Origin of the sequence: Hymenobacter siberiensis (assembly GCF_018967865.2) — a bacterium.
Lineage (GTDB): Bacteria > Bacteroidota > Bacteroidia > Cytophagales > Hymenobacteraceae > Hymenobacter > Hymenobacter siberiensis.
On record NZ_JAHLZY020000001.1, the window covers coordinates 2,323,539 to 2,346,129 of the forward strand.

Consider the following 22,591-nt stretch of genomic DNA (forward strand, 5'->3'; position numbering starts at 1 on the left):
TTTTGTTCGGGTTGGTTTGGTGCCGAGGCCACCCCGAAAAGCTGTTTTACCATCGGCATACTGTTGTGTTTACCCTGAGTAACGAGGGCCGTGCGCGGTACTCGTTTTTGGCTGCTCGCCCGCTGTCGCTTTTCCAAGCAAATCCCGCTGATGTCCCATCCCCACGCCATTACCAAAACCCTGGCGCTGCCCGACGGCCGCGTTATCTCCATCGAAACCGGCAAGCTGGCCAAATTCGCCGACGGTGCCGTCGTGGTTCGCCTCGGCGATACCATGCTGCTCGCCACGGTGGTTTCGGCCCCGAGCCAGCGCGAAGGCGTTGATTTTCTGCCGCTGTCGGTTGATTATCAGGAGAAATTCGGCTCGGCCGGCAAGATTCCCGGTTCGTTCCAGCGCCGCGAAGGCCGCCTGAGTGACTACGAAATCCTGGTGTGCCGCCTCGTCGACCGCATCCTGCGGCCGATGTTCCCCAAAGACTACCACTACGAGGTGCAGGTGATGATTACTCTCATCTCGGCCGATAAAGAAGTTCAGCCTGATGCTTTGGCCGCCCTGGCCGCCTCGGCTGCGCTGTCGATTTCCGACATTCCGTTTGCTGGTCCGATTTCCGAAGTGCGCGTGGCGCGCATCGACGGTCAGTTCCAGATTAACCCCAAAACCTCCGACCTGGCCCGCGCCGACATGGACCTCATGGTAGGTGCCACCGCCGACTCCGTGGCCATGGTGGAAGGTGCCATGAAGGAAGTGAGCGAAGAGGAAATGGTGGCGGCCATTGCCTTCGGCCACGAAGCCATCAAGGCCCAGTGCCAGCTGCAGAAGGACTTGGCCGAGGCCGTGGGCCGCACCGCCGATTCGCCCACCCGTGAGTACCCCAAGTACGAGGAGAACGAGGAGCTGAAAAAGACCATTCTGGACGCCGTATACCAAGGCGCTTACGACGTGGCTCGCAGCGGCAACACCAGCAAAGGCGGCCGCAAGGAAGGCTTTGGCAAGGTGAAAAAGGCTGTGCTGGAGCACTTGCTGGCCGTAGATGCCGAGCTGAACATGAAGATGTTCAGCCGCTATTATGGTTCGGCCGAGAAGAAGGCTATCCGGGACATGATGGTGAAGGAGCGGGTTCGTCTTGACGGCCGTCAGCTCACCGAAATTCGTCCTATCTGGTCGGAAATCAACTACCTGCCCGGTGCTCACGGCTCGGCTATTTTCACCCGTGGCGAGACGCAAAGCCTGACCACTGCCACGCTCGGCACCAAACTCGATGAGCAAATCATCGACCAGCCGTTGGCCAAGGGCTACTCGAAGTTTATGCTGCACTACAACTTCCCCGGTTTCTCGACCGGCGAAGTGAAGCCGAACCGTGGCGCTGGTCGCCGCGAAATCGGCCACGGCAACCTGGCTCTGCGCTCGCTGAAGCAGGTGCTGCCCCCCGAAGACGAAAACCCCTACACCATCCGCATCGTGTCGGACATCCTGGAGTCGAACGGCTCGAGTTCGATGGCCACGGTATGCGCCGGCTCGCTGGCGCTGATGGACGCGGGCGTGAAAATCACGGGTGCCGTGTCGGGCATCGCCATGGGCCTCGTGCAGGATAAGGAAACCGGCGAATACGCGGTGTTGAGTGACATTCTTGGCGACGAGGACCACCTCGGCGACATGGACTTCAAAGTAACCGGCACCGAGAAAGGCATTTGCGCCTGCCAGATGGACATCAAAATCCAGGGCCTGAGCAATGAGATTCTGACTGCCGCGCTGCACCAGGCCCGCGCCGGCCGCCTGCACATCCTGGCCGAAATGGCCAAGACCATTGCTGCTCCGGCCGCTGAGCTGAAGGCTCATACGCCGCGCTCGCACAAGATGCTGATTGATAAAGAATTCATCGGTGCCATCATTGGGCCGGGCGGCAAGGTAATTCAGCAGATTCAGAAGGATACCAACGCTACGGTTATCATCGAGGAGAAGGACGAGAAGGGCCACGTAAGCATCTATGCCTCCAACCAGGAGGATATGCAGGGCGCCATCGATCGGATTCGCGCTATCGCGGCGCAGCCCGAAGTGGGCGAGGTGTACAAAGGCAAAGTGCGCAGCATTCAGCCCTACGGCGCTTTTGTGGAGATTATGCCTGGCAAAGACGGCCTGCTGCACATCTCGGAAGTGACGCACGAGCGGATTCAGACGCTGGAAGGCTTGTTGGAAGTGGGGCAGGATATTGACGTGAAACTGGTGGAAATCGATAAGAAAACTGGCAAGTACCGCTTGTCGCGCAAGGTGTTGCTGCCCAAGCCGGAAACGGCCGCCGCCAGCAACGGCGAAGCTCAAGCGTAGTCAGGCGGATAGTCCGAACTAATGTCGGAGGAAGCCTGTTGGCTACCTCTGACTTAGGGGACTGTCCGAACGGCTTTTTCTTTCGTATAACCCCATCAGATATCGTTCTTACCTAGTCCCCAATGAGACAGCTAAAAATTAGTAAGCAGATTACCAACCGCGAAAGCCAGTCGCTGGATAAATACCTCCAGGAGATTGGCAAGGTTGATTTGCTCACGCCCGATGAGGAGGTGACGCTTGCGCAGCGCATCCGCGACGGGGACCAGCAAGCACTGGAAAAATTGACTAAAGCCAATCTGCGTTTTGTTGTGTCGGTTGCAAAACAGTATCAGAATCAAGGTCTTAGCCTAGGTGACCTCATCAACGAGGGCAACCTCGGTCTCATCAAAGCCGCCAAGCGCTTTGACGAAACCCGGGGCTTTAAATTTATCTCGTACGCCGTTTGGTGGATTCGCCAGTCGATTCTGCAGGCCCTGGCTGAGCAGAGCCGCATCGTGCGTCTGCCCTTGAACCGGGTGGGTTCGCTGAATAAAATCAGTAAATCCTTCTCGGAGCTGGAGCAGAAATTCGAGCGTGAGCCTTCGCCCGAGGAAATTGCCGAGGTTTTGGAGCTGACTACTTCGGAAGTAGTGGATACCCTGAAAATCTCGGGCCGCCACGTATCGGTGGATGCTCCGTTTGTGCAAGGTGAGGAAAACCGCCTGCTCGACGTGCTCGAAAACGAGGACGAGGATTCGCCAGACATGGCCCTGATGAACGACTCGCTCCGCAAGGAGGTGCAGCGCGCCCTGAGCACGCTCACCAAGCGCGAAGCGGACGTGATTACGCTCTACTTCGGTTTGAACGGCGAAGCCGCTTTGACATTGGAAGAAATCGGCGAGAAATTTAACCTGACCCGCGAGCGGGTGCGTCAGATTAAGGAGAAGGCGATTCGTCGGTTGCGGCACACGTCGCGCTCGAAGGCGCTGAAGCCTTATCTGGGCTAATCAATTAGTTTTGCAGAATGGAAAACCCCGACCGTCAGGTTGGGGTTTTTTGTAAAACATGCGCGGCACGCTTTGGCTTGCTGTAAGAATTCTATTTTGAAAATCACATTCACAGACGGCAAGTCAACACTTACCGCACAATGCAATGTCTGAACACATCAAATGCCTGATTATCGGCTCCGGCCCAGCCGGCTACACCGCCGCCATCTATGCCGCCCGTGCCAATATGGCCCCCGTTATGTATATGGGTTTACAGCCGGGGGGGCAACTCACCATCACGAATGACGTGGAGAACTTTCCTGGCTACGCCGATGGCGTGATGGGTCCGGAAATGATGGAGGACCTGAAAAAGCAGGCCTCGCGCTTTGGAACTGATATCCGCTACGGCATTGCCACGGCGGTGGACTTCTCGGTGACGCCACGCAAAATTACGATTGACGAAAGCCTGGAGTTGACTGCCGATACCGTGATTATTGCCACGGGCGCTTCGGCCAAGTGGCTGGGCATCCCGTCGGAAGCGCGGCTGAATGGCTCGGGTGTTTCGGCCTGCGCCGTGTGCGATGGGTTCTTTTATCGCGGGCAGGAAGTGGCCATTGTGGGCGCGGGTGATACCGCCGCTGAAGAAGCTACTTACCTGGCCAACCTGTGCAGCAAGGTGACCATGATTGTGCGCAAGAGCGAGATGAAAGCCTCAAAAATCATGCAGCAGCGCGTGCTCGACAACCCCAAGATTGAGGTGCTGTTCGATACCGTGACGGATGAGATTCTGGGCGAGCACGCGGTAGAAGGGGTACGCGTGAAAAACGTGCTGACCCACGAAACCCGCGAAATTGCGCTCACCGGCTTCTTCATAGCCATTGGCCACGACCCAAACTCCAAGATTTTCCAGCCCTACCTGCACCACGATGAGCAGGGCTACCTGAAAACCATTCCCGGCACCAGCAAAACCAACGTGGATGGCATCTTTGCCTGCGGCGATGTGCAGGACTTCACCTATCGCCAGGCCGTGACGGCCGCCGGTACCGGCTGCATGGCCGCACTGGATGCCGAGCGCTACCTGGCCGCCATGGGCATACACTAAATTCGTTCTTTGGGCGTCGTGATGGATGCAGTGAGGCATCTTTACCGCAGTAGTAAATTCTGTTGATTGAATTACTTGTGCGGTAGAGGTGCTTCCTCTCTGCTTTTATGTGCAGAATATTGAGCATGACGTTCAGTAATCAAGCAAAAAAACCTGCTTTTGACTTTCCTGAAAACAACTTTTTGGCGCCCGGCGCTGCTCCTGCTGGCGCTCCTTTGCCTGCTGGCGGGGCTGAGCCCGGCCCAGGCGCAGAAGCGAAAGGCTCCGCGCACCAAGGCCAAAGCCGGCAGTACAACCGGCAAATCAGACTTTTTCCGCATCAAAACGCCCCGCATGCGCTATGTGCGGCCGGATACTACTACGGTTATCGAAACTGAGGAAATCCCCGACGATAATTCGGACGCCGCGAAATCCATTTATTTCAACCCGGCCAAAAAGCTCAGCATTGTGAGCGAAGACACCACGACGCTGAACGAAGGCGGCCAGGAAATCGTGGAGATGTCGGATGAAGTGCTCATTGATTCGTCGTGGGTGAAGGTGGCCGGCTACTATTCTATCTGGGACACGCACCGCGTGAACCCGTACCGCGTGGACGGCCGCAGCTACCGCGACTCGCTGAGGCTGCACCTCACCGACCCCAACCGCCAGCGCTACGCTAAAATGCCGCTTTTGTCTACGCCCGTTACCTCGGGCTTTGCCTTCCGGGGCTACCGCTGGCACTACGGCATGGATCTGGACCTGGAAACCGGCGACTCGGTGAAAACGGTGTTCGATGGTGTGGTTCGTATTCAGGCCTGGGACGGCGGCGGCTACGGCAACTACATTCTGGTGCGTCACTACAACGGCCTCGAAACCGTGTACGGGCACCTGAGCAAGGCGCTGGTAACGGTGGGCACCTTTGTGAAAGCCGGCCAGCTTATTGGCTACGGCGGCAGCACAGGGCGCAGCACGGGCTCGCACCTGCACTTTGAGGTGCGCTACCAAGGCAACCCCATCAACCCGGTGCTGATGTATGACTTTCCCGGCTACAAGCTACGGAAGGACAATTTTACAATTACCGCAGCCCTGTTTAACTACTACAGCCGGGCCGTGGGGCATCGCAGCAGCGGAAGCCACAGCGGAAGCCACAGCGGAAGCCACAGCAGTGCGCCCTCGCGCGCCCGGCAGGTGGTTACGCACAAAGTGCGCTCCGGCGATACCCTGTCGGAAGTGGCTGAGCGGTACGGAGTACGTGTCAGTACCCTGAAAAAGCTGAACCCGGGATTGAAAACGTTGCAGCTCGGCAAAAAGCTGCGGGTCAAGTAGATAGCGGGTTTTGTGGGCTAACTGTGACTTTGCTGATTTCTTTTGGCGATGCAGCTAATTGTGGGGATAGAAGGAGGTCGTTTCAATTCGTATGCTGTAATCAGCGGCATCAATTTAATTAGCGTAAATCAGTAATGAAACTAGATGTCTTAGCCCTCGGCGCGCATCCCGATGATGTGGAAATGTCCTGCACTGGCACGCTGCTGGCCAGCATGGCGGCCGGCAAGAAAGTGGGCATTGTCGACTTCACGCGGGGCGAGCTGGGCACGCGCGGCACGCCCGCCATTCGGGCGGCTGAAGCCGCTGCTTCCAATAAAATTCTGGGCATTGACATCCGCGAAAACCTGGGCATGGCCGATGGCTTCTTCCGCAACGACCGGGAGCACCAGCTGCCGCTTATCGCCGTCATCCGGCGCTACCAGCCTGAGGTAGTGCTCTGTAATGCCATTGTTGACCGGCATCCCGACCACGGCCGCGCTGCGCAACTAGCCGTGGAGGCCTGCTTTCTGGCCGGTTTACGCATGATTGAAACCATCGGTGATGATGGCCAGCCGCAGGAAGCCTGGCGGCCTAAAAACGTGTATCACTACATCCAGGACCGTCAGCTGACGCCCGCATTCGTGGTCGATATCACGCCCTATTGGGAGAAGAAGTGGGAGGCCATTCAAGCCTTCAAAACCCAGTTTTTCAACCCGGATTTAGATGCCCCGCAAACTTACCTTTCCAGCCAGGCTTTTGGCCGGTTTATGGAGGCGCGGGCGCGGGAATTTGGCCATATCATTGGCGTCGAGTTCGGCGAAGGCTTCACGGTAGCGCGGCCGGTGGGCGTGCGCGAGATAGGGGATTTGCTGTAGCAGCGGCGCAATGGGCCGGGGATGATGGTGGAAAGGACATTTGAGGTTAAATTCCCACCATGAAAACAACTCTACTCGCCGGTTTTCTTTGGCTTTTATTCCTCCAGCCTGCTGCGGCCCAGTGGCAATGGCTTAACCCTAAGCCCAATACTTATCCAGGGAAAGTGGTGCGCTTTGTGAGCGCCAACCGGGGCTTCGTGCTCCAGGGAATTGGTTCGCTGCTGCGCACCGATGATGCCGGGGCCACCTGGCAGGAAGTGAAGCGCTACCCCGATGCCGCTGACCTGGACTTTTCGCCGGATGGAATCGGCTATTTGCTCACGCATCCCGGCGTGCTGTGGCGCAGCACCGACGGCGGCACTAGCTGGGCGCGGGTGTCTGGCGCGCCGCAAACGGCCCCGCAGTATGGCGGCTATAGCCAGCCCTTGTTACAGAACTACTACACCCGGCTTCACGCCATCAGTGCTGATACGGTGGTGGCGCTGACGAACAACGGCCTCGTGCGTCGCTCCGTTGATGGCGGCCGCCATTGGCAGGAATCAAGCAGCGGCGTTCAGGTGCTGAGCAGCTTTTTCGTGTCGGGGAAAGTGGGGTTTTTAGGTTCGTGGGGAGGGAAGGTGTACAAAACCACCGACGGCGGCGCCACCTGGATCAAGCTGTCGGAGGTCAGTTATTTTCCCTCCGAAATCACCATGCTGCACTTCATCTCGCCACGGGTGGGGTTTGCGCACCGTGAGCACAGCGACCTGTGGCGAACCGCCGATGGCGGCCAGACCTGGACGCTGGTATCGAATAGTATGCAGGATATTGCCGACATGCACTTTCTGTCGGCCACGGCCGGCTTTGCGGTGGGCGATTATGGAACCATCTACTCCACCACCAATGCAGGGCTGACCTGGACTGCTATCGGTCCGGCTGCAAACTCCGGCTTCATCAACGGCAACTACTGGAGCAGCGTCCGCTTCACCTCGGCCAGTACGGGCTATGTGACCGGCCGGGGCAACAAAGGCCCCATCATGCGCACCACCGATGGCGGCCAGAGCTGGCAGCCGCTTGGCCCGCTTATGGGCAATATTCAGGCAGTCGCGTTTCCGGGCAATGGGGCATTGGGCTATGCCCTGAGCACCAGCGGCCTGCTGCGCACCACCGACAGCGGCGATAACTGGGCGCTGCGCTCCCAAATGGCGGGAACCCAACTGGCCTGCCTCGACGCCAATACGTTGCTGGCGGTGAATGGCAACATCGCCCGCTCAGTTGATGGCGGCCAAACCTGGACCACCATCACAGTTCCAGCCCGCTACTACGGCACTACTGTCGTCTCAACCCTGAGCATGGTGAACGCCCAAGTAGGCTACGCGGGCGGGCTCGATGGCAATGGGTACGTTATTGCCCGCACTACCGATGGCGGCCAGACGTGGCAGCTGCTCAACGGAACCTATACGCATGGCATTCGCAAGCTCAACTTTGTGTCGGCCACCACCGGCTTTGCTACCACCTTCGGCGACCTGTTCAAAACCTCCGATAGTGGCCTGACCTGGCAGCCCGTTCGGCTTAACCAATATGGCACTCCGAGCGACGTGCAATTCCTCGACCAGCAGGTTGGGTATGTGCTCGATGAATACGCCGTGGTGTACAAGACCACGGACGGCGGCGCTACCTGGACGCCCCTCGAAATCAACCGCTCGCGAGGGTATTCAACCGGCCACACCCTGCGCCTACACTTCGTCGACCGCGACAATGGCTGCGTGCAGGACGATGCCGGTTCTGTTTTCCGCACTGCCGATGGCGGCCGTACCTGGATTTGGGAGCGTAACCTGGGCTCGCAGGCGATGGGGTACACCCACGGTGGGCAGTCGCTGGTGCTGGGCGGGGGCAACGGCATGCTGGTGCGGCGCTCACTGGCTGTCAGTCCGCTGCCGTTTCGGGCCGAAGCCCTGCCGCCGGTGGCCCTCACCGACAGCAGCGCCGTGCTGGCGGGCACGCTCACAAGCACTAACTGTATTGTTGATAGTGCCCGCTTCGAGTTTGGCCCGGCCAATGTACCCGGCTTCAGCCAAGTGGCCTTGGCCTACCCCGCCCTGTGGTACGGCAGCGACTCGCTGCGCGCCCGCGTGCCCAGTGGCCTGCTGCCCGCCACAGCCTACCGTATGCGCATCCGGTTCCTTCACAACGGCACCTACTATTACAGCGCCGAATCGAGCTTTACCACCCCGGCACCGCCCGTTCTGCCCGAACCTGAACTGACGGCCTACCCCAACCCCACCAGCGGCTATCTGCGGGTGCTGGCCTCGGGCGGCAAGGGTACTGCCCACCTGGAGCTATTCTCGCTGCAAGGCAACCGCGTGGCCGAAGCCACCGGCACGGGGCTGGACCTGCGCGCTGTGCATAGCGGTATCTATGTGCTGCGCGTCAGTCTGGGCGAAAAAGTGTACCGCCGCCGCATCATGAAGCTGTAGCTAACCAGAAATACCCGGCCGGCGTGGTGGGCGCATATGAATGGCTGTTGCGAACTTCGAGGTCTGTCAGGCACATTGATAGCAGGTGAGAGCGGGATGGATATCAAATCGGCAAGAGCTTGATGACTGGGGCATATTGAGCTGGGCTTTCGCGCAGAATGGCTTGCCCCGTCGGAAACTAATGGGAAATATTTCCCGTTAATAAAGAAATATTTCCCACATTTGAGGAAAGAACTAATTCCCAATACATATGGCTGCCTTTGCCACTCCTCCCGTCGCCATTTATTCGCCTGCCCTGCGGAGCCTGCAAGCCACCGTGGCCGATTCCTTCGCCCTCGTGATGGAAGCCCGCACCGGCGTGCCGGCCAAAACGGCTTTCGACGTGGCCTCGCTGTTAAAGCTGAGCGCCGATGAGCTGGCTGCTCTCCTGCATACCACCACCAAAACCTTGCGCGCTTACCGCGAGGGCAAAAAGCGCCTTGGCCCCGCCGCCAGCGAGCAAATCCTGAAACTACTGGCCCTGGCCCGTCAGGGAGAAGAGTCCTTTGGTGCGCTGCCGGCCTTCCGCCGCTGGCTCGATAAGCCCGCCTACGGCCTCGACAACCAGCCGCCGCTGGCCCTGCTCGAAACGAGCGGCGGTATCGACCTAGTGGCCGCCGAAGTCGCCCGCATCGCTTACGGGGATTTTGCCTAACAGAACGTCATGCTGCGCCCCGCGAAGCACGACGTTCGATTAACTTATCCCAGTGGAAATCTACCGCATCTGCCTGGCCAAATACGCCGGCGAGCTCGTCGCTTCCGGCAACCCCGGCCGCTGGAACCTGCGCGGCCAGCTGGTCATCTACGCCGCCGGCAGCCGCGCCCTGGCCTGCCTCGAAAACGTGGTGCACCGCAGCGGCGAGGGCCTCAACAGCCTCTTCAAAGTCATCCGCATTGAGGTGCCGGATACGTTAGCCGTCGAAGAACTGACGCTGGACCAGATGCCGACCGAGTGGCAGCTGCCGCGCCATTACGCCCGCTGCCAGCCCTTGGGAGCAGCCTGGTACCAGCGCCAGAAGGCGGCCGTGCTGCGGGTGCCGTCCTCCATCATCGCTCACGAGCACAACTACGTGCTCAATACCCAGCACCCGGATTTTGGGCAGGTGAATATCGTGGGCTGGGAGGACTTTGAGTTTGACCCTCGGATTAAAGAGGCGTAAAGAACCCGACTACTTCAACTGTCTTATCGATAAATGGATTTAAAAACGTTAGAAGAAGCACTGATAGCAGGAAGGTTTCGCGGCTGGTACCTAAATGGTGGCTTACCTAACGAAACCTACACTATTGGCAAAACAACTCGTGGATGGGAGGTTTACTATAGCGAAAGGGGCCAGAAATCTAATTTGAAAATCTTTACTAGCGAATCTGAAGCGTGCAAATACTTTTGGGATACTATCGGTGGTGACAGCGAAGCTGTTTAGAAAGTCCCCGAACGGTCATGCAGCGCGCAGCATCTTGCTCGCATCGTCAGGCCCGTTCAACGATGCGAGCAAGATGCTGCGCGCTGCATGACCGGTTGAGTACCTTTTGTGACTTTCTAAACAACTCTACCCTACTATTTTTCAGGTACAAAAACGGGGCAGCCCGACCTTTGGGGTTACGACACCACCAAAACCCGTTCTGCCCCGTGAAGCAACACTTCGCCGCTAAAATTACGACGCTTTTGCAGCAGGCCCCGTTTGTGGGCCACTTGTCCCGCCAAAAGTTTGTGGGCCAGTTTATTCTTGGCCTGATAAAGAGCCGCAACGTGCAATTCGGCGAGGTGGCCCAGCACCTCAATGACGCGGCCAAGCCCGCCTCGAACGAAACGCGCATTCAGGACTTTTTCCGCGAAGTAGACCTCAATTACGTACTGGTGGCCAGGATTTTACTGAGTTTGTTGCCTGCGCAGGGCAAGCTGCGCTTATGCCTCGACCGCACGGAGTGGGACTTCGGCCAGTGCCAAGTGAACATCCTGCTCGTCACCGTCGGCACGGGCGAGGTCCACGTGCCCCTTTATTGGCACCTGCTCGACAACCGCAGCGGCAACTCCAACGCCGCCGACCGCATCGCGGTGCTCGAAAAGTGCCTGGCCTTGCTGGGCAAAGACCGCATCGGCCTGGTCGTGGGCGACCGGGAATTTGTCGGCCATGCGTGGTTCAAGTGGCTCAAAGACAATGGGCTTAATTTTGTCATGCGCCTGCCCAAGCACCACTGCCTGACCCACGCCGACGGCCGGCGGCAGGCCGTGGCCGACCTGGGCCTGGTGCCGGGGCAGGTGCGCCGCTTCGCCCACGTGCAGGTCGACGGAGTCTGGGGGCAGGTCTGGGTCAAGGCCGTGGCGGCGGACGCGTTTGTCTTCCTGTTTGCCACGGCCGGTCTGAACCACCTCGAGCAACTCTATGCCAAGCGCTGGACGATTGAGCAATGCTTTCAAAATCTGAAAGGGCGGGGCTTTAACCTGGAAGCCACCCACTTGCGCTGTTTCCAAAAGCTGCGCAAGCTCGTGGCCCTGGTCAGCCTGGCCTACGCGTTTTGTCTGGGCGTGGGCGCGGCCGCCCACGGCGGCCGCCAGCCCATTGCCCGCAAAAACCACGGCTACCGGGCCGCCAGCCTGAGCCGCCACGGCCTCAATCTGCTCCGCCAACTCGCCCGCCCGCTGACCCTGCCCGAGGACCCATTGGCCCGCTTGGTTGAAACGCTACTGAACTGGATTACGAGGCAACTTGCTAAAAATCAATTACTAAAAATAGTAGGGTAGAGTATTTCTAAACAACTCCGGCTTAACGAAGCTGGAGGCGCACTAAAAAAGGGAAGCCCGGCGTCAGCCATGCTTCCCTTTTCTTTTAAAATTGAGGGCGTTACCGCACCCCCAACCGGTTCCGCCGCCAGCCCGAAACCTCCGCGCCACCAGTTTCACCAGTTGCGGCAGTTGTTTTAGGTTTCTTATCACTGAGCAGCATCGCACCCAGGGCGGCGGCTACTTTGGCCGTGGCTTCATCCGGCGTGATGGGGGCGAGGTCGGTGGGGGAGAAATGGTCCTTGATGAAGTTGGTATCGAAGTCGCCGCTCACGAAGGCGGGGTGGCGCATTACGTAGGCTCCGAAGGGCAGCGTAGTTTCGATGCCGGTGATTTTATACTCCTCAATGGCACGCAGCATGCGGGCGATGGCCTCGGCGCGGTCGGCCCCGAAGGTGACCAGCTTGGCAATCATCGGGTCGTAGTAAATTGGGATTTCCATGCCCTGCTCGAAGCCGTCGTCCACGCGCACGCCGGGGCCCTGGGGGCGCACGTAGGTGGTTAGGGTTCCAATGTCGGGCAGGAAGTTGTTTTGCGGGTCTTCGGCGTACACGCGCAGCTCCATGGCGTGGCCGGTAATGGTGAGGTCGTCCTGCGAGAAGGCGAGGGGCTCGCCCTGGGCTACTTTTATCTGCTCTTTCACCAGGTCGAGGCCGGTGATTTGCTCGGTCACGGGGTGCTCTACCTGCAGGCGCGTGTTCATCTCCAGGAAGTAGAAGTTGCGCTGGTCATCGAGCAGGAATTCCACGGTGCCGGCGCCCGCGTAGTTGCAGGCGCGGGCCACGTCCACGGCGCAGCGGCCCATTTCGGCGCGCAGCTCGGGCGTGAGCACCGACGAGGGCGCTTCCTCAATCACCTTCTGGTGGCGGCGCTGGATGCTGCATTCGCGCTCAAACAGGTGCACGATGTTGCCGTGCTCATCCCCCAAAACCTGAATTTCGATGTGGCGGGGGCCGGTCACGAATTTCTCGATGAATACCGCGCCGTCGCCGAAGGCCGACACGGCCTCGTTGACGGCCAGCTGCATTTGCTCCTCGAACTCATCGGCCCCGTTCACGATGCGCATGCCCTTGCCACCGCCGCCGGCCGAGGCCTTGATTAGGATGGGAAAGCCGACTTCCTTCGCAATCTCCTTGGCGGCGGCTACGTCCGAAATGGCTTCGTCGGTGCCGGGCACCAGCGGGATGTTGTAGGCTTTCACGGCTTGCTTGGCCGAGAGCTTGTCGCCCATCATTTCCATGGCCTCGGGGCTGGGGCCCACGAAAATCAAGCCTGCCGCGCGCACCATGCGGGCAAAGCCGGCATTCTCGGAGAGGAAACCGTAGCCGGGGTGAATGGCATCAACCCCTAATTCCTTGCAGACTTCAATGATTTTATCGCCGCGCAGGTAGCTGTCTTTCGAGGCGGGCGGGCCTACGCATACAGCCTCATCGGCGTAGCGCACGTGCAGGGCATTGCGGTCGGCCTCCGAGTAGATGGCCACGGTGGCAATGCCCATTTCCTTGGCGGAACGGAGGACGCGGAGGGCGATTTCGCCCCGGTTGGCGACGAGCAGCTTGGTGATTTTTTTCATGTGGGTGGGAGGGGAGCAATTCAATCAGTAGAGTTATGCTGAGCGCGGCTGGCGCAACGCGGCCGCATTGGCAATTCAATGGTGGTAACGAAGCCGTGAAGCTGCTTCGTGGGGCGCTGCACGACGGGCCACAGGGGCAATCGAGGCAAAGCGCCCACAAAGAAACTGCGAAACCACGCCCCGCCGGCAAACCCTCGGGCCATTACGCGGTTATTAAGCCCAAATTATATACATCCGCGAAGCGGTGGTTACCTTTGTGGTTAGCCTCGTTTTGGGTTGTAAAAACAATAGTAATTCCCAAAGCGGCAGTTCCCCCGCCTTTTCTCACCCTATTACCATTTTTTCAGTGGATATTTTTGACCGGGTTTCGGCCAACCGTGGGCCTCTGGGTTCGCATTCAAGCTATGCGCACGGCTACTTTGCTTTCCCCAAGCTGGAAGGTGAAATTAAGCCTCGCATGATTTTCCGGGGCAAAGAAGTGCTGACCTGGAGTCTGAACAATTACCTCGGGCTGGCCAACCACCCCGAGGTGCGCAAGGCCGATGCCGACGCGGCCGCCGACTACGGCATGGCCCTGCCCATGGGCGCGCGCATGATGAGCGGCAACTCCACGCTGCATGAGCAGCTGGAAGACGAGCTGGCCGAGATAGTGATGAAGCCCACCGCCACGCTGCTCAACTTCGGCTATCAGGGCGTGGTGTCCATCATCGATGCGCTGGTGAATCGCCACGACGTGATTGTGTACGACGCCGAGTCGCATGCCTGCATCATCGACGGGGTGCGCCTCCACGCCGGCAAGCGCTTTGTGTACAACCACAACAACATGGCCAGCCTGGAAAAGCAGCTGGAGCGCGCCAAGCGCCTGACCGATGAAACCGGCGGTGGCATTCTCGTTATCACCGAGGGCGTATTCGGCATGTCGGGCAACCAGGGCGACCTGCGCGGCGTGGTGGCACTGAAGGAAAAATTCGACTTCCGCCTCTTTGTTGACGATGCTCATGGCTTTGGCACGATGGGCGCCAAAGGGGCCGGAACGGGCGAAGAACAGGGCGTACAGGACGGTATCGACCTTTATTTTTCGACCTTTGCTAAGAGCATGGCCAGCATCGGCGCGTTCGTGGCCGGGCCGGAAAGCGTAATTGACTATTTGCGTTACAACATGCGCAGCCAGATTTTCGCCAAATCGCTCCCCATGCCCCTCGTAGCGGGTGCGCTAAAGCGGTTGGAGTTGCTGCGCACCCAGCCGCAGCTCAAGGAAAACCTCTGGACCATTGTGCGCGCCATGCAGAGCGGCTTGCGCGAAAAAGGCTTCAATCTGGGCACGACCACCTCGCCGGTAACGCCCGTGCTGTTGGAGGGCACCGTGGCCGATGCAACGCAGGTAACGCTGGATTTGCGTGAGAATCACGGTATTTTCTGCTCTATAGTGGTGTATCCGGTGGTGCCGAAGGGCGTGATTATGCTGCGCATCATCCCCACGGCCGCTCATACGCTTGCGGATGTGGAGGAAACGATTGTGGCCTTTACCGCCGTGGCCGATAAGCTCAAAAAGGGCCTCTACAGCCGTACTACTGCGATTCCGGAGGCAGTTTAAAACGGCACTGCCAACTACCCACGCGGGCTGCCTGTAGAGGTAGCCCGCGTTCTTTTTTTTGGACTATTCTAATGACATGGCCGTTTGCGCAATCTGCGCAAACGGCCTTTTTTTTGGCGAAATCTGCCTTTGAAAGCCGGGAAGGGCGTTTTAAAAAAAGTGAAAAACTTGCTTGCATTTGAAATCCCTGTATATTAGGGCCGGCTTAACACCACCACAAACTTATTTTTCACCCCAACCCCAACTTCCAATGAACAATTTTGGCAAACTGAAGGACCTCGTGATGTCGCTCGAAGACGATTTCTCGAAATTCTACGACAAGCAGAACGCCGCTGCCGGTACCCGCGTACGCAAAGGCATGCAGGAGCTGAAAACGATGGCTCAGGCATTCCGCACCGAAGTGCAGAACACCAAAAACACCGGTGCGGCTGCGGCTGCTCCCGCTGCCAAGGCTCCGGCTGCCAAGAAGGCCGCCCCCGCCAAGGCTGCTCCGGCTAAGAAAGCCCCCGCTAAGAAGTAATTCTGAACCACGGGTTCGTGCGGATTCTTCGGATTTCGCGGATTCTGTGGACGAAAAAAAGGCCCCTCCGCTTGGTGGGGCCTTTTTTGTTGGTAGCTGGGCATCCGGCATGCCGGGCGTAGCCGAAGATTCTTGCTTGCAACAGTAATCCTATCCTTCAACGGCAAAGAAGCGCGAAAGCATGCGTGATATCTCGGCTGCGCCCGGCAGGACGTTGTTTTTACACCAACTCGACCAGGAAGTAGTTCTTTTTGCCCTTCTGCACCACCAGGTATTTGCCGGCCAGATGCTGCAGCGCGGCCACTGACGCATCGGGGGAGGCTACTTTCTCGCGGTTGATGCTCACGCCGCCGGCCTGAATCATCTTGCGGGCTTCGCCTTTGGAAGGGAAGATTTTGTGCAGGGTGAAATCGCTGAGGAAGGTAGTGGTGTTGAGCTCGGTCATCTCAGCGCGGAGCACGCGCAGGTGCGGCACGCCGGCGAATACATCGAGCAAGGTCGCTTCATCGAGCGAGGCGAGGTCGCCGCCGCCAAACAGGACCTGCGAGGCGGAAATGGCAGCTTCGGTGGCTTCGGCGGAATGCACGCGGGTGGTTACGTCGGCCGCCAGGGCCTTTTGCAGGGTGCGCAGGTGCGGGGCGGCCGCATGCTCGGCTTCGATGGCCAGAATCTCGGGCTCGCTGAGCAGCGTGAACACGCGGATGAGGCGCGGGGCGTCCACATCGGCCGAGTTGAGGAAGAATTGGTAGAACTGGTAGGGCGAGGTGAGGGCGGGGTCGAGCCAGACGGTGCCGGTTTCGGACTTGCCGTACTTGGTGCCATCGGCTTTGGTGATGAGCTGGCCGGTGAGGGCGTAGGCTTTCGCTTCGCGTTCTTCGGCGTTGGAAAGGCGGCGGATGAGCTCGGTGCCGGTCGTGATGTTGCCCCACTGGTCGCTGGCGCCCATTTGCAGGGTGCAGTTCAGCATTTTGTTGAGGTGCACGAAATCGTAGCCCTGCAGCAGCTGGTAGCTGAATTCGGTGTAGCTGATGCCGTCGGAGCCGCTGTCCTCGTTGCCACTGATGCGGCGCTTTACCGAGTCCTTGGCCATCATGTAGTTCACTGTGAGGTGCTTACCCACTTCGCGCAGGAAGCCCAGGAAGCCGATTTCTTTGAACCAGTCGTAATTATTCACCACCAGCGCGCCTGTGGGACCTTTAGAGAAGTCCAGGAATTTTTCCAACTGGGCCTGAATACCGGCCTGGTTGTGGCGCAGGGTGGCTTCGTCGAGCAGGTTGCGCTCGGCTGATTTGCCGCTGGGGTCGCCAATCATGCCGGTGGCGCCGCCTACCAGGGCTACGGGGCGGTGCCCGGCGCGCTGCAAATGCACCAGCAGCATAATGGTGGCCAGGTTGCCGATGTGCAGCGAGGCCGCCGTGGGGTCGAAGCCAATGTAGCCGGTGATGGGGGCGTTGGTGGCGAGGTGTTCGGCGGTGCCGGGCATGGCGTCGTGAAACATGCCGCGCCAGGTCAGTTCTTCAATGAGATTCAATGAGTAAATGAGTAAATGAGTAAATGAGTAAAGTGGCGTATTCGGCAGGCGAGAGCCATAACCCGAAATAGCGCCGTAGCGCCCTTGCCCGCAAAGGTACTAGGCAGCTTTACCTTTGTCAGGAGCGAAGCTGGTGCCTACGGCATACGCCACTTTGCTCATTTACTCACTTACTCATTTACCACTTGATACAGGAAGCCGACGCGATACTTAAGCAGCTCCAGCAGCGGCAGTTTCAACCCGTGTATTTTTTGCAGGGCGAGGAGCCGTACTATATTGACGTAGTAGCCGATTTGCTTGAGAAAACCGTGCTGGCCGAGCACGAGCGCAGCTTCAACCAAGTGGTGGTGTACGGCAAAGACGTGGACGTGACGGCCATTCTGGGCCAGGCCAAGCGCTTCCCCATGATGGCCGAGCGCTCGGTCGTCATCGTGAAAGAAGCCCAGACCGTGGCCGACCTGGAGCAGGAGCGGAGCTGGCCTTTTCTGGAGGCCTACCTGAAAAATCCGCTACCGAGTACCGTGCTGGTGTTCTGCTACAAGCACAAAACGCTGGACAGCCGCAAGAAGCTGGGCAAGCTGCTCACGGGCAAAGACTCGTCGGCCGTGCTCATGACCAGCAAGAAGCTCTACGACAACCAAGTGCCGCAGTGGCTCACGGCCAACGTGCGCAGCCGGGGCCAGCAGATTACCGGTCAGGCCACGGCCATGTTGGCCGAGTACATCGGGGCCGACCTGGGCCGGCTGGCCAATGAAGTGGACAAGCTGGTGCTAAACCTCAAGCCCGGCCAGCCGATTGATGAGGAGCTGGTGCAGCGCATGGTGGGCATCAGCAAGGACTACAATATTTTTGAGCTGCAAAAGGCACTGGTGCAGCGCGATGTGCTCAAAGCCAACCGTATTCTGGCCTACTTCGCGGCCAACCCCAAGGCCAACCCGCTCATCCCGAACCTCACGCTGCTGTTCAACTTCTTCACCAAGCTGCTGGTGCTGCACCAGGCCGGCCCGAACCCGCCCGATGGCGTATTCAAGAGCCTGGGCATCCTCAACAGCTTCGCCCAAAAGGAATACCAGCAGGCCCTGCGCGTGTTCCCGCCCGAGCGGGTGGTGGGCCTCATCCACAACATCCGGCGGGCCGATGCGCAGAGCAAGGGCATCGAAAGCGGCTCGATGGACGATGCCGAGATTCTCCGGGAGCTGGTGTGGCTGATTCTGCACAACGTACCGGCCGGCGTGCTGGGGTAACAACAGCCCAATCATGGCCGTAACGGGAGTGTATCTCACCTTAAACTGATTTCACTCATGAGCGATAACCAACCTAGCGGCTCCCTCGGGGGCCTGATTTCCGGCCTGTTCGGCAGCCGAACCAACGAAGAAGGCACCCGTACCGGCGGCTCCAATTCCGGCAAACTGGTAAAAGGTGCCCTGCTGGCCGCTGGTGCGGCTTACCTCTACAAGCGCTATAAAAGCGGCAATATGAACGTGCCGGGCATTACGCCCAAATTCAAATAGTCGGTCGGCTGCGGTACGCTCAACACTTGAAATCGTCCCGTCGGCAATTGTCGGCGGGGCTTTTTTTATGGCTTGCTGGAATTGATAGTGATAAATGAGGTTGTTAGAAGGCTTTACAGCTGCCGCAGTTTATTAGCTGTCGGTCTATGGGCGTGGGCCCAAACATAGCTAGGCCGCCGCCTTCGAAGCCAATTACAAGCCAGCCGCCGTTGGCAAGTGTATGGGTTGCCAATTGCCAAGGTTCTCCGGAATCTACGCAACGGCCTTGTACGGTAAATCGATAGCCATTTTGAAAAGTGAGTGCCAGTGACCCATCCGTAAGATATTCTAATGCAGTTATCGGCTGAAGATTGATTTTGTAGAAAAACAGCAACGCCGTCTCTTCAGCACTTCTTGCATCGTGAGTCAAGTCGGGCTCAAAAAGCAGTTTACTATCAATGGAGAGCATGATATCATCATGACCATTGCGGAATTCAATGCACAAAACCTGATGATAAATGCCAAAGCTTTCCACGCACGCACCAAGCAGTTGTTGCTGTAAAAAGACAACGGTAAGTGCCTGATTGTAGCCAGGCGACTCTGAGGTGTTGGATGTAGGGGAGACCATGGGCACAAGGTAAGTGGAGGTGCAGTAATGTTTCAAGCGCGTTCATCCGGCAATGAAATCTGCCTTTCCGCGTTAGATGGGCAACCTACGGGCATTTATCGCTACTTTTGGCGAGTTCCCGGGCCCGGTGCGGCCCCTCCACGACAGGTATTTACATGAAGCTATTTCCCCGGCTGGCGCTGGCCGCCACCCTGAGTGCCGCGGCACCCATGGTAGCCCAGGCCCAGCAAACCCAGGTTTTCGCCTCCGATGAGCGGCACTTTCAGGAAGGGTTGGAGTTGTTTGACCGCGGCCAGTATGGCGCGGCCCAGGAGGCCTTTCGACAGTATCTGGCCATTGTGCCGGTGCACAGCAGCCAGGCCGGCCCCGCCGCCGGCGACCGCACCGCCGATGCCGAGTACTACTACGCCGTGAGCGGCCTCTACCTCTCGCACCCCGATGCCGAGGGCCTCATTCTGGATTTCGCGGCTAGGCACCCGGCCCACCCGCAGGCCGCCGCAGCCTACTTCGAGTTGGGCAAGTTTTACTTCGACCAGAAAAACTATGAGTCGGCCATCCGCTACTTCACCAAGGTAGCGCCCGATAACCTGAGCAACGACCAGCGCGCCGAGTCTGATTTCAAGCTCGGCTATAGCTATTTCGAGCAGAAAGACTACGAGAAGGCCCGCCTGCTGTTCGACCGCAACAAGCAGGTGCAGAGTCAGTATAAGTACGCCAGCTCCTACTATGCCGGCTACCTCGGCTACCGCGCTGGCGACTATGCCGCCGCCCGCGCCGACCTCGGTGTGGCCGAGCAGAACGACGCCTACAAGCCGGTAGTGCCGGCCATCATCACCCAGATTTACTACAAGGAGGGCAACTATGATGGCCTGATTGGCTACGCCACCAAGGCGCTGCAAAACACGCCCCCGCCCCAGAATTCCGACGAAATACAGCTGCTGGTGGGCGATGCGCACTACCAGAAGGAACAGTACAAGGAGGCCGCCGAGTATTACGATAAGTACGCCGCCGTGCACCAGAACCGGATTGAGTCGGCGCTGCAATACAAGATTGGCTACGCCAATTACAAGATGGGCGACTTCAAGGGTGCCATTGCCAACCTGAAGAACGTGGCCGTGCGCCGCGATTCGCTGGGCCAGAATGCGGCCTACCACCTCGGCCTGAGCTACGTGCAGGCCAACCAGAAGCCCCAGGCCGTAACGGCTTTTGAGGCCGCCCGCCAGGGCACGTTCGATAAGAATATTGCCGAAAACGCCACCCTCAAGCTGGGCCAGGTGCAATACGAACAGGGCAACCTGCCCGAGGTTATCAATGTACTGAAGGATTTCCGCAAGAAATTCCCGCGCTCGAAAAACCAGCCCATCGTCGATGACCTGCTGAGCAATAGCTTCCTGTCGTCGACCGACTACCCGCAGGCCCTGACCTATCTCGAAAGCATCGACGACCGCAGCGAGAAGCTGGATGCTACCTACCAGCGCGTGGCCTATTCCCAGGCCGCCTTGCTGTATAACAACGGCAACTACGCCCAAGCGCTGCCACTGCTGGACAAGTCCCTGAAATTCCCGTCCGACGATGGCCTGCGGGCGGCGGCGCAGGTGCTGCGGGGCGAGATTTTCAGCGTAGGCCAGCAGTATCCCGATGCCATTACTGCCTATGCCGCCGCGGCGCGTTCGGTCCGACGGGGCGGGGTGAGCCCTGAAGAGGCTGATTTTGAGCAGAAAGCCCGCTACGGGCTGGGGTATGCCTACTACAATACCAAGCAGTACGACAAGGCCCGCCCGCAGTTCGCCGCCTTCCTGAACGATACCGACGCCAAGCCCGCCGACCCCAACTACTACGACGTCACCCTGCGGCTGGGCGATACGTACTACGTGTCGAAAAACTACCAGCAGGCCCTAGACCTCTACGACAAGGTTATCAAAGCCAACGCGGCCGATAAGGACTACGCCTACTACCAGAAGGGCCGCACACTGGGCCTGATGGGCCGCCGCGAGGAGGCCACCAGTACGCTGGCCGCGCTGCTCAAAACTAACCCCGACTCGCGCTATGCCGAGGAAGCCGTATTCCAGCAGGCGCAGCTGGCGTTTGAGGCCGGCGAGTACCAGCCGGCCGTTGCCGGCTTCTCGCGCCTGATTGAGGGCCGTCCCAACAGTCCCCTGATGCCGCAGGCCCTGCAAAAGCGCGGCGTGGCCTACGCCAACCTCCAGCAGCAGGACAAAGCCGTAGTCGATTTCCAGCAGGTGCTGACCGGCTACCCGCGCAGCGAGGCCGCCGCCCAGGCACTCTACAACTTGCAGGAAAGCCTCACGGCGTTGGGCCGCACCGAAGAGTTTGACTCGGCGCTGGCTGCTTTTAAAGTCCAGAACCCCGACAGCAAGGCCACCGAGAGCGTAGAGTTTGAAGCGGCGAAGTCATTATATCTAGCTGAGAAATACAAGCCTGCTATCCTGCGCATTGAGTCCTACTTGAAGCAGTACCCCGAATCTTCTCTCGGAGCCGATGCCCGGTTCTTCCTGGCGGATTCATACCTGAAAACTGGCGACAAGCAGCAAGGCCTTACCCGCCTGCGCGCCGTGGTAGCCGAGGGCAAAAGCGAGTTTCTGAACCGGGCCTTGGGCCGGCTCGCCGACCTCGAATTCGAAAACAAGAGCTACCTCGAAGCGGCTAAGCTCTACGAGCGCCTGCGGGGGGGCAGCACCAACCGCCGCGAAGTGGCCAATGCCACTCTCGGTCAGATGCGCAGCCTCTATGAGAGCGGCGACTACCCCGGCACCCGCCGCGTGGCCGAGGAGCTGCGTACCCAGGCCGGAGCCACCGCCAACGCGACCAATGCCGCGTTGCTCTACTTAGGCAAGGCCAGCCTGCGTGCCGAAAGCTATGACCAGGCCGCTACCGAGCTGGCAACAGCTGTCACCGCCGCCCCGAACGACATCAACGGCGCCGAAGCCCAGTATTACCTGGCCGAAACGCTGTTCAAGCAGAAAAAGAACGAGGAAGCCAAAGCTGCGGCGCTGAAAGTCAACGCCGACTTCAGCAGCTACTCGCTGTGGCTAGGCCGGGCTTTCCTACTGATTGCCGACATCTACGCCTCGGAAGGCGACAACTTCCAGGCGCGCGGCACCCTGAATTCGCTCATCGACAACAACTTCCCGGTGCCGGAAGTGTTGGAGACTGCCCGGCAGCGTCTCAAAACGCTGGGTGCTGACCAGGTCGAGGAAACCACTCCGCCCACCAAAGCCCCGGTGAAAGCGCCCACCAAAGCGCCGGCCAAAACCCCGGCCGCTCCGGCCGGCACGCCCGCCAGGCCCACCACCGCGCCCCCCAAAGGCAAAGCCCCGGCCTCGCGCACCAACCTGCGCGGTGCCACCACTGCCCCGGCTGATACTACCCAGCGTTAGAAACGGCGCATTTACTTCAAAGAAAACCAATTGCT

The 22,591-nt window shown here is 59.0% G+C and carries 17 protein-coding genes and 1 pseudogene; 15 read left to right on the forward strand and 3 right to left on the reverse strand.

All coding sequences use genetic code 11. The features are described 5' to 3' along the window. Window positions 1–150: 150 nt before the first annotated feature. The 10 genes from pnp (at window position 151) to KQ659_RS10345 (ending at window position 11,783) form a co-directional block, all read left to right on the forward strand. Window positions 151–2,322 carry a polyribonucleotide nucleotidyltransferase gene (gene pnp, locus KQ659_RS10300; protein ID WP_216688868.1) on the forward strand — a complete coding sequence of 724 codons (2,172 nt, stop codon included), beginning with the start codon at window positions 151–153 and terminating at the stop codon, window positions 2,320–2,322. A 122-nt stretch (window positions 2,323–2,444) separates the two neighbouring features. Continuing rightward, window positions 2,445–3,308, forward strand: coding sequence for a sigma-70 family RNA polymerase sigma factor (locus KQ659_RS10305; RefSeq protein ID WP_216688867.1), 864 nt, complete (start codon window positions 2,445–2,447; stop codon window positions 3,306–3,308). A gap of 145 nt (window positions 3,309–3,453) precedes the next feature. Continuing rightward, on the forward strand, window positions 3,454–4,389 hold the full coding sequence (gene trxB / locus KQ659_RS10310; RefSeq protein ID WP_216688866.1) for a thioredoxin-disulfide reductase: 936 nt from the start codon (window positions 3,454–3,456) through the stop codon (window positions 4,387–4,389). A gap of 159 nt (window positions 4,390–4,548) precedes the next feature. Further along, complete coding sequence (locus KQ659_RS21685; RefSeq protein ID WP_269808173.1) at window positions 4,549–5,694, forward strand: M23 family metallopeptidase; 1,146 nt, start codon at window positions 4,549–4,551, stop codon at window positions 5,692–5,694. A 134-nt stretch (window positions 5,695–5,828) separates the two neighbouring features. After that, window positions 5,829–6,548 carry a bacillithiol biosynthesis deacetylase BshB1 gene (bshB1, locus tag KQ659_RS10320; RefSeq protein ID WP_216688865.1) on the forward strand — a complete coding sequence of 240 codons (720 nt, stop codon included), beginning with the start codon at window positions 5,829–5,831 and terminating at the stop codon, window positions 6,546–6,548. A gap of 59 nt (window positions 6,549–6,607) precedes the next feature. After that, on the forward strand, window positions 6,608–9,004 hold the full coding sequence (locus KQ659_RS10325; RefSeq protein WP_216688864.1) for a YCF48-related protein: 2,397 nt from the start codon (window positions 6,608–6,610) through the stop codon (window positions 9,002–9,004). A 250-nt stretch (window positions 9,005–9,254) separates the two neighbouring features. Then, on the forward strand, window positions 9,255–9,698 hold the full coding sequence (parS, locus tag KQ659_RS10330; RefSeq protein WP_216688863.1) for a type II RES/Xre toxin-antitoxin system antitoxin: 444 nt from the start codon (window positions 9,255–9,257) through the stop codon (window positions 9,696–9,698). 52 nt (window positions 9,699–9,750) lie between these two features. Then, a complete protein-coding gene (locus KQ659_RS10335; protein ID WP_216688862.1) occupies window positions 9,751–10,203 on the forward strand; it encodes an RES family NAD+ phosphorylase in 453 nt (150 codons plus the stop codon). Window positions 10,204–10,236: 33 nt separating this feature from the next. After that, complete coding sequence (locus KQ659_RS10340; protein ID WP_216688861.1) at window positions 10,237–10,464, forward strand: hypothetical protein; 228 nt, start codon at window positions 10,237–10,239, stop codon at window positions 10,462–10,464. Between the two features lie 206 nt (window positions 10,465–10,670). Further along, complete coding sequence (locus KQ659_RS10345) at window positions 10,671–11,783, forward strand: IS4 family transposase (protein ID WP_216688119.1); 1,113 nt, start codon at window positions 10,671–10,673, stop codon at window positions 11,781–11,783. 100 nt (window positions 11,784–11,883) lie between these two features. On the opposite strand, the gene accC is transcribed toward KQ659_RS10345, so the two are convergent. Beyond that, complete coding sequence (accC, locus tag KQ659_RS10350; RefSeq protein ID WP_216688860.1) at window positions 11,884–13,395, reverse strand: acetyl-CoA carboxylase biotin carboxylase subunit; 1,512 nt, start codon at window positions 13,393–13,395, stop codon at window positions 11,884–11,886. Window positions 13,396–13,741: 346 nt separating this feature from the next. On the opposite strand from accC, the gene KQ659_RS10355 reads away from it, so the two are divergent. Both KQ659_RS10355 and KQ659_RS21805 read left to right on the forward strand, forming a co-directional pair. Continuing rightward, entirely contained in the window at window positions 13,742–14,989 is a 1,248-nt protein-coding gene (locus KQ659_RS10355) for an aminotransferase class I/II-fold pyridoxal phosphate-dependent enzyme (protein ID WP_168672932.1), read from the forward strand. 250 nt (window positions 14,990–15,239) lie between these two features. Then, window positions 15,240–15,410: pseudogene (locus KQ659_RS21805) on the forward strand (histone H1); the annotation flags it as partial. Window positions 15,411–15,729: 319 nt separating this feature from the next. Here the strand turns inward: KQ659_RS21805 and tyrS are convergent. Beyond that, the gene (tyrS, locus tag KQ659_RS10365) at window positions 15,730–17,040 is read right to left on the reverse strand and encodes a tyrosine--tRNA ligase (protein ID WP_216688859.1); all 1,311 of its coding nucleotides are present in this window, start codon (window positions 17,038–17,040) and stop codon (window positions 15,730–15,732) included. Between the two features lie 185 nt (window positions 17,041–17,225). On the opposite strand from tyrS, the gene holA reads away from it, so the two are divergent. Both holA and KQ659_RS10375 read left to right on the forward strand, forming a co-directional pair. Next, window positions 17,226–18,284: a DNA polymerase III subunit delta gene (holA, locus tag KQ659_RS10370; RefSeq protein ID WP_216688858.1), complete on the forward strand. Its 1,059-nt coding sequence runs from the start codon at window positions 17,226–17,228 to the stop codon at window positions 18,282–18,284. Window positions 18,285–18,341: 57 nt separating this feature from the next. Then, entirely contained in the window at window positions 18,342–18,551 is a 210-nt protein-coding gene (locus KQ659_RS10375; protein ID WP_216688857.1) for a hypothetical protein, read from the forward strand. 103 nt (window positions 18,552–18,654) lie between these two features. On the opposite strand, the gene KQ659_RS10380 is transcribed toward KQ659_RS10375, so the two are convergent. After that, window positions 18,655–19,158: a hypothetical protein gene (locus KQ659_RS10380; RefSeq protein ID WP_216688856.1), complete on the reverse strand. Its 504-nt coding sequence runs from the start codon at window positions 19,156–19,158 to the stop codon at window positions 18,655–18,657. A gap of 155 nt (window positions 19,159–19,313) precedes the next feature. Here KQ659_RS10380 and KQ659_RS10385 point away from each other — a divergent pair, with 155 nt between their 5' ends. Then, window positions 19,314–22,556 carry a tetratricopeptide repeat protein gene (locus KQ659_RS10385; protein WP_216688855.1) on the forward strand — a complete coding sequence of 1,081 codons (3,243 nt, stop codon included), beginning with the start codon at window positions 19,314–19,316 and terminating at the stop codon, window positions 22,554–22,556. Window positions 22,557–22,591: the final 35 nt, after the last annotated feature.

Coding starts and splice junctions, on each gene's coding strand:
- KQ659_RS10305 (WP_216688867.1), top strand. CDS start 2,445: ATGAGACAGCTAAAAATTAGTAAGCAGATTACCAACCGCGAAAGCCAG.
- bshB1 (WP_216688865.1), top strand. CDS start 5,829: ATGAAACTAGATGTCTTAGCCCTCGGCGCGCATCCCGATGATGTGGAA.
- accC (WP_216688860.1), bottom strand. CDS start 13,395: ATGAAAAAAATCACCAAGCTGCTCGTCGCCAACCGGGGCGAAATCGCC.
- KQ659_RS10340 (WP_216688861.1), top strand. CDS start 10,237: ATGGATTTAAAAACGTTAGAAGAAGCACTGATAGCAGGAAGGTTTCGC.
- KQ659_RS10380 (WP_216688856.1), bottom strand. CDS start 19,158: ATGGTCTCCCCTACATCCAACACCTCAGAGTCGCCTGGCTACAATCAG.
- trxB (WP_216688866.1), top strand. CDS start 3,454: ATGTCTGAACACATCAAATGCCTGATTATCGGCTCCGGCCCAGCCGGC.
- pnp (WP_216688868.1), top strand. CDS start 151: ATGTCCCATCCCCACGCCATTACCAAAACCCTGGCGCTGCCCGACGGC.
- KQ659_RS10385 (WP_216688855.1), top strand. CDS start 19,314: ATGAAGCTATTTCCCCGGCTGGCGCTGGCCGCCACCCTGAGTGCCGCG.
- parS (WP_216688863.1), top strand. CDS start 9,255: ATGGCTGCCTTTGCCACTCCTCCCGTCGCCATTTATTCGCCTGCCCTG.
- KQ659_RS10325 (WP_216688864.1), top strand. CDS start 6,608: ATGAAAACAACTCTACTCGCCGGTTTTCTTTGGCTTTTATTCCTCCAG.
- KQ659_RS10375 (WP_216688857.1), top strand. CDS start 18,342: ATGAGCGATAACCAACCTAGCGGCTCCCTCGGGGGCCTGATTTCCGGC.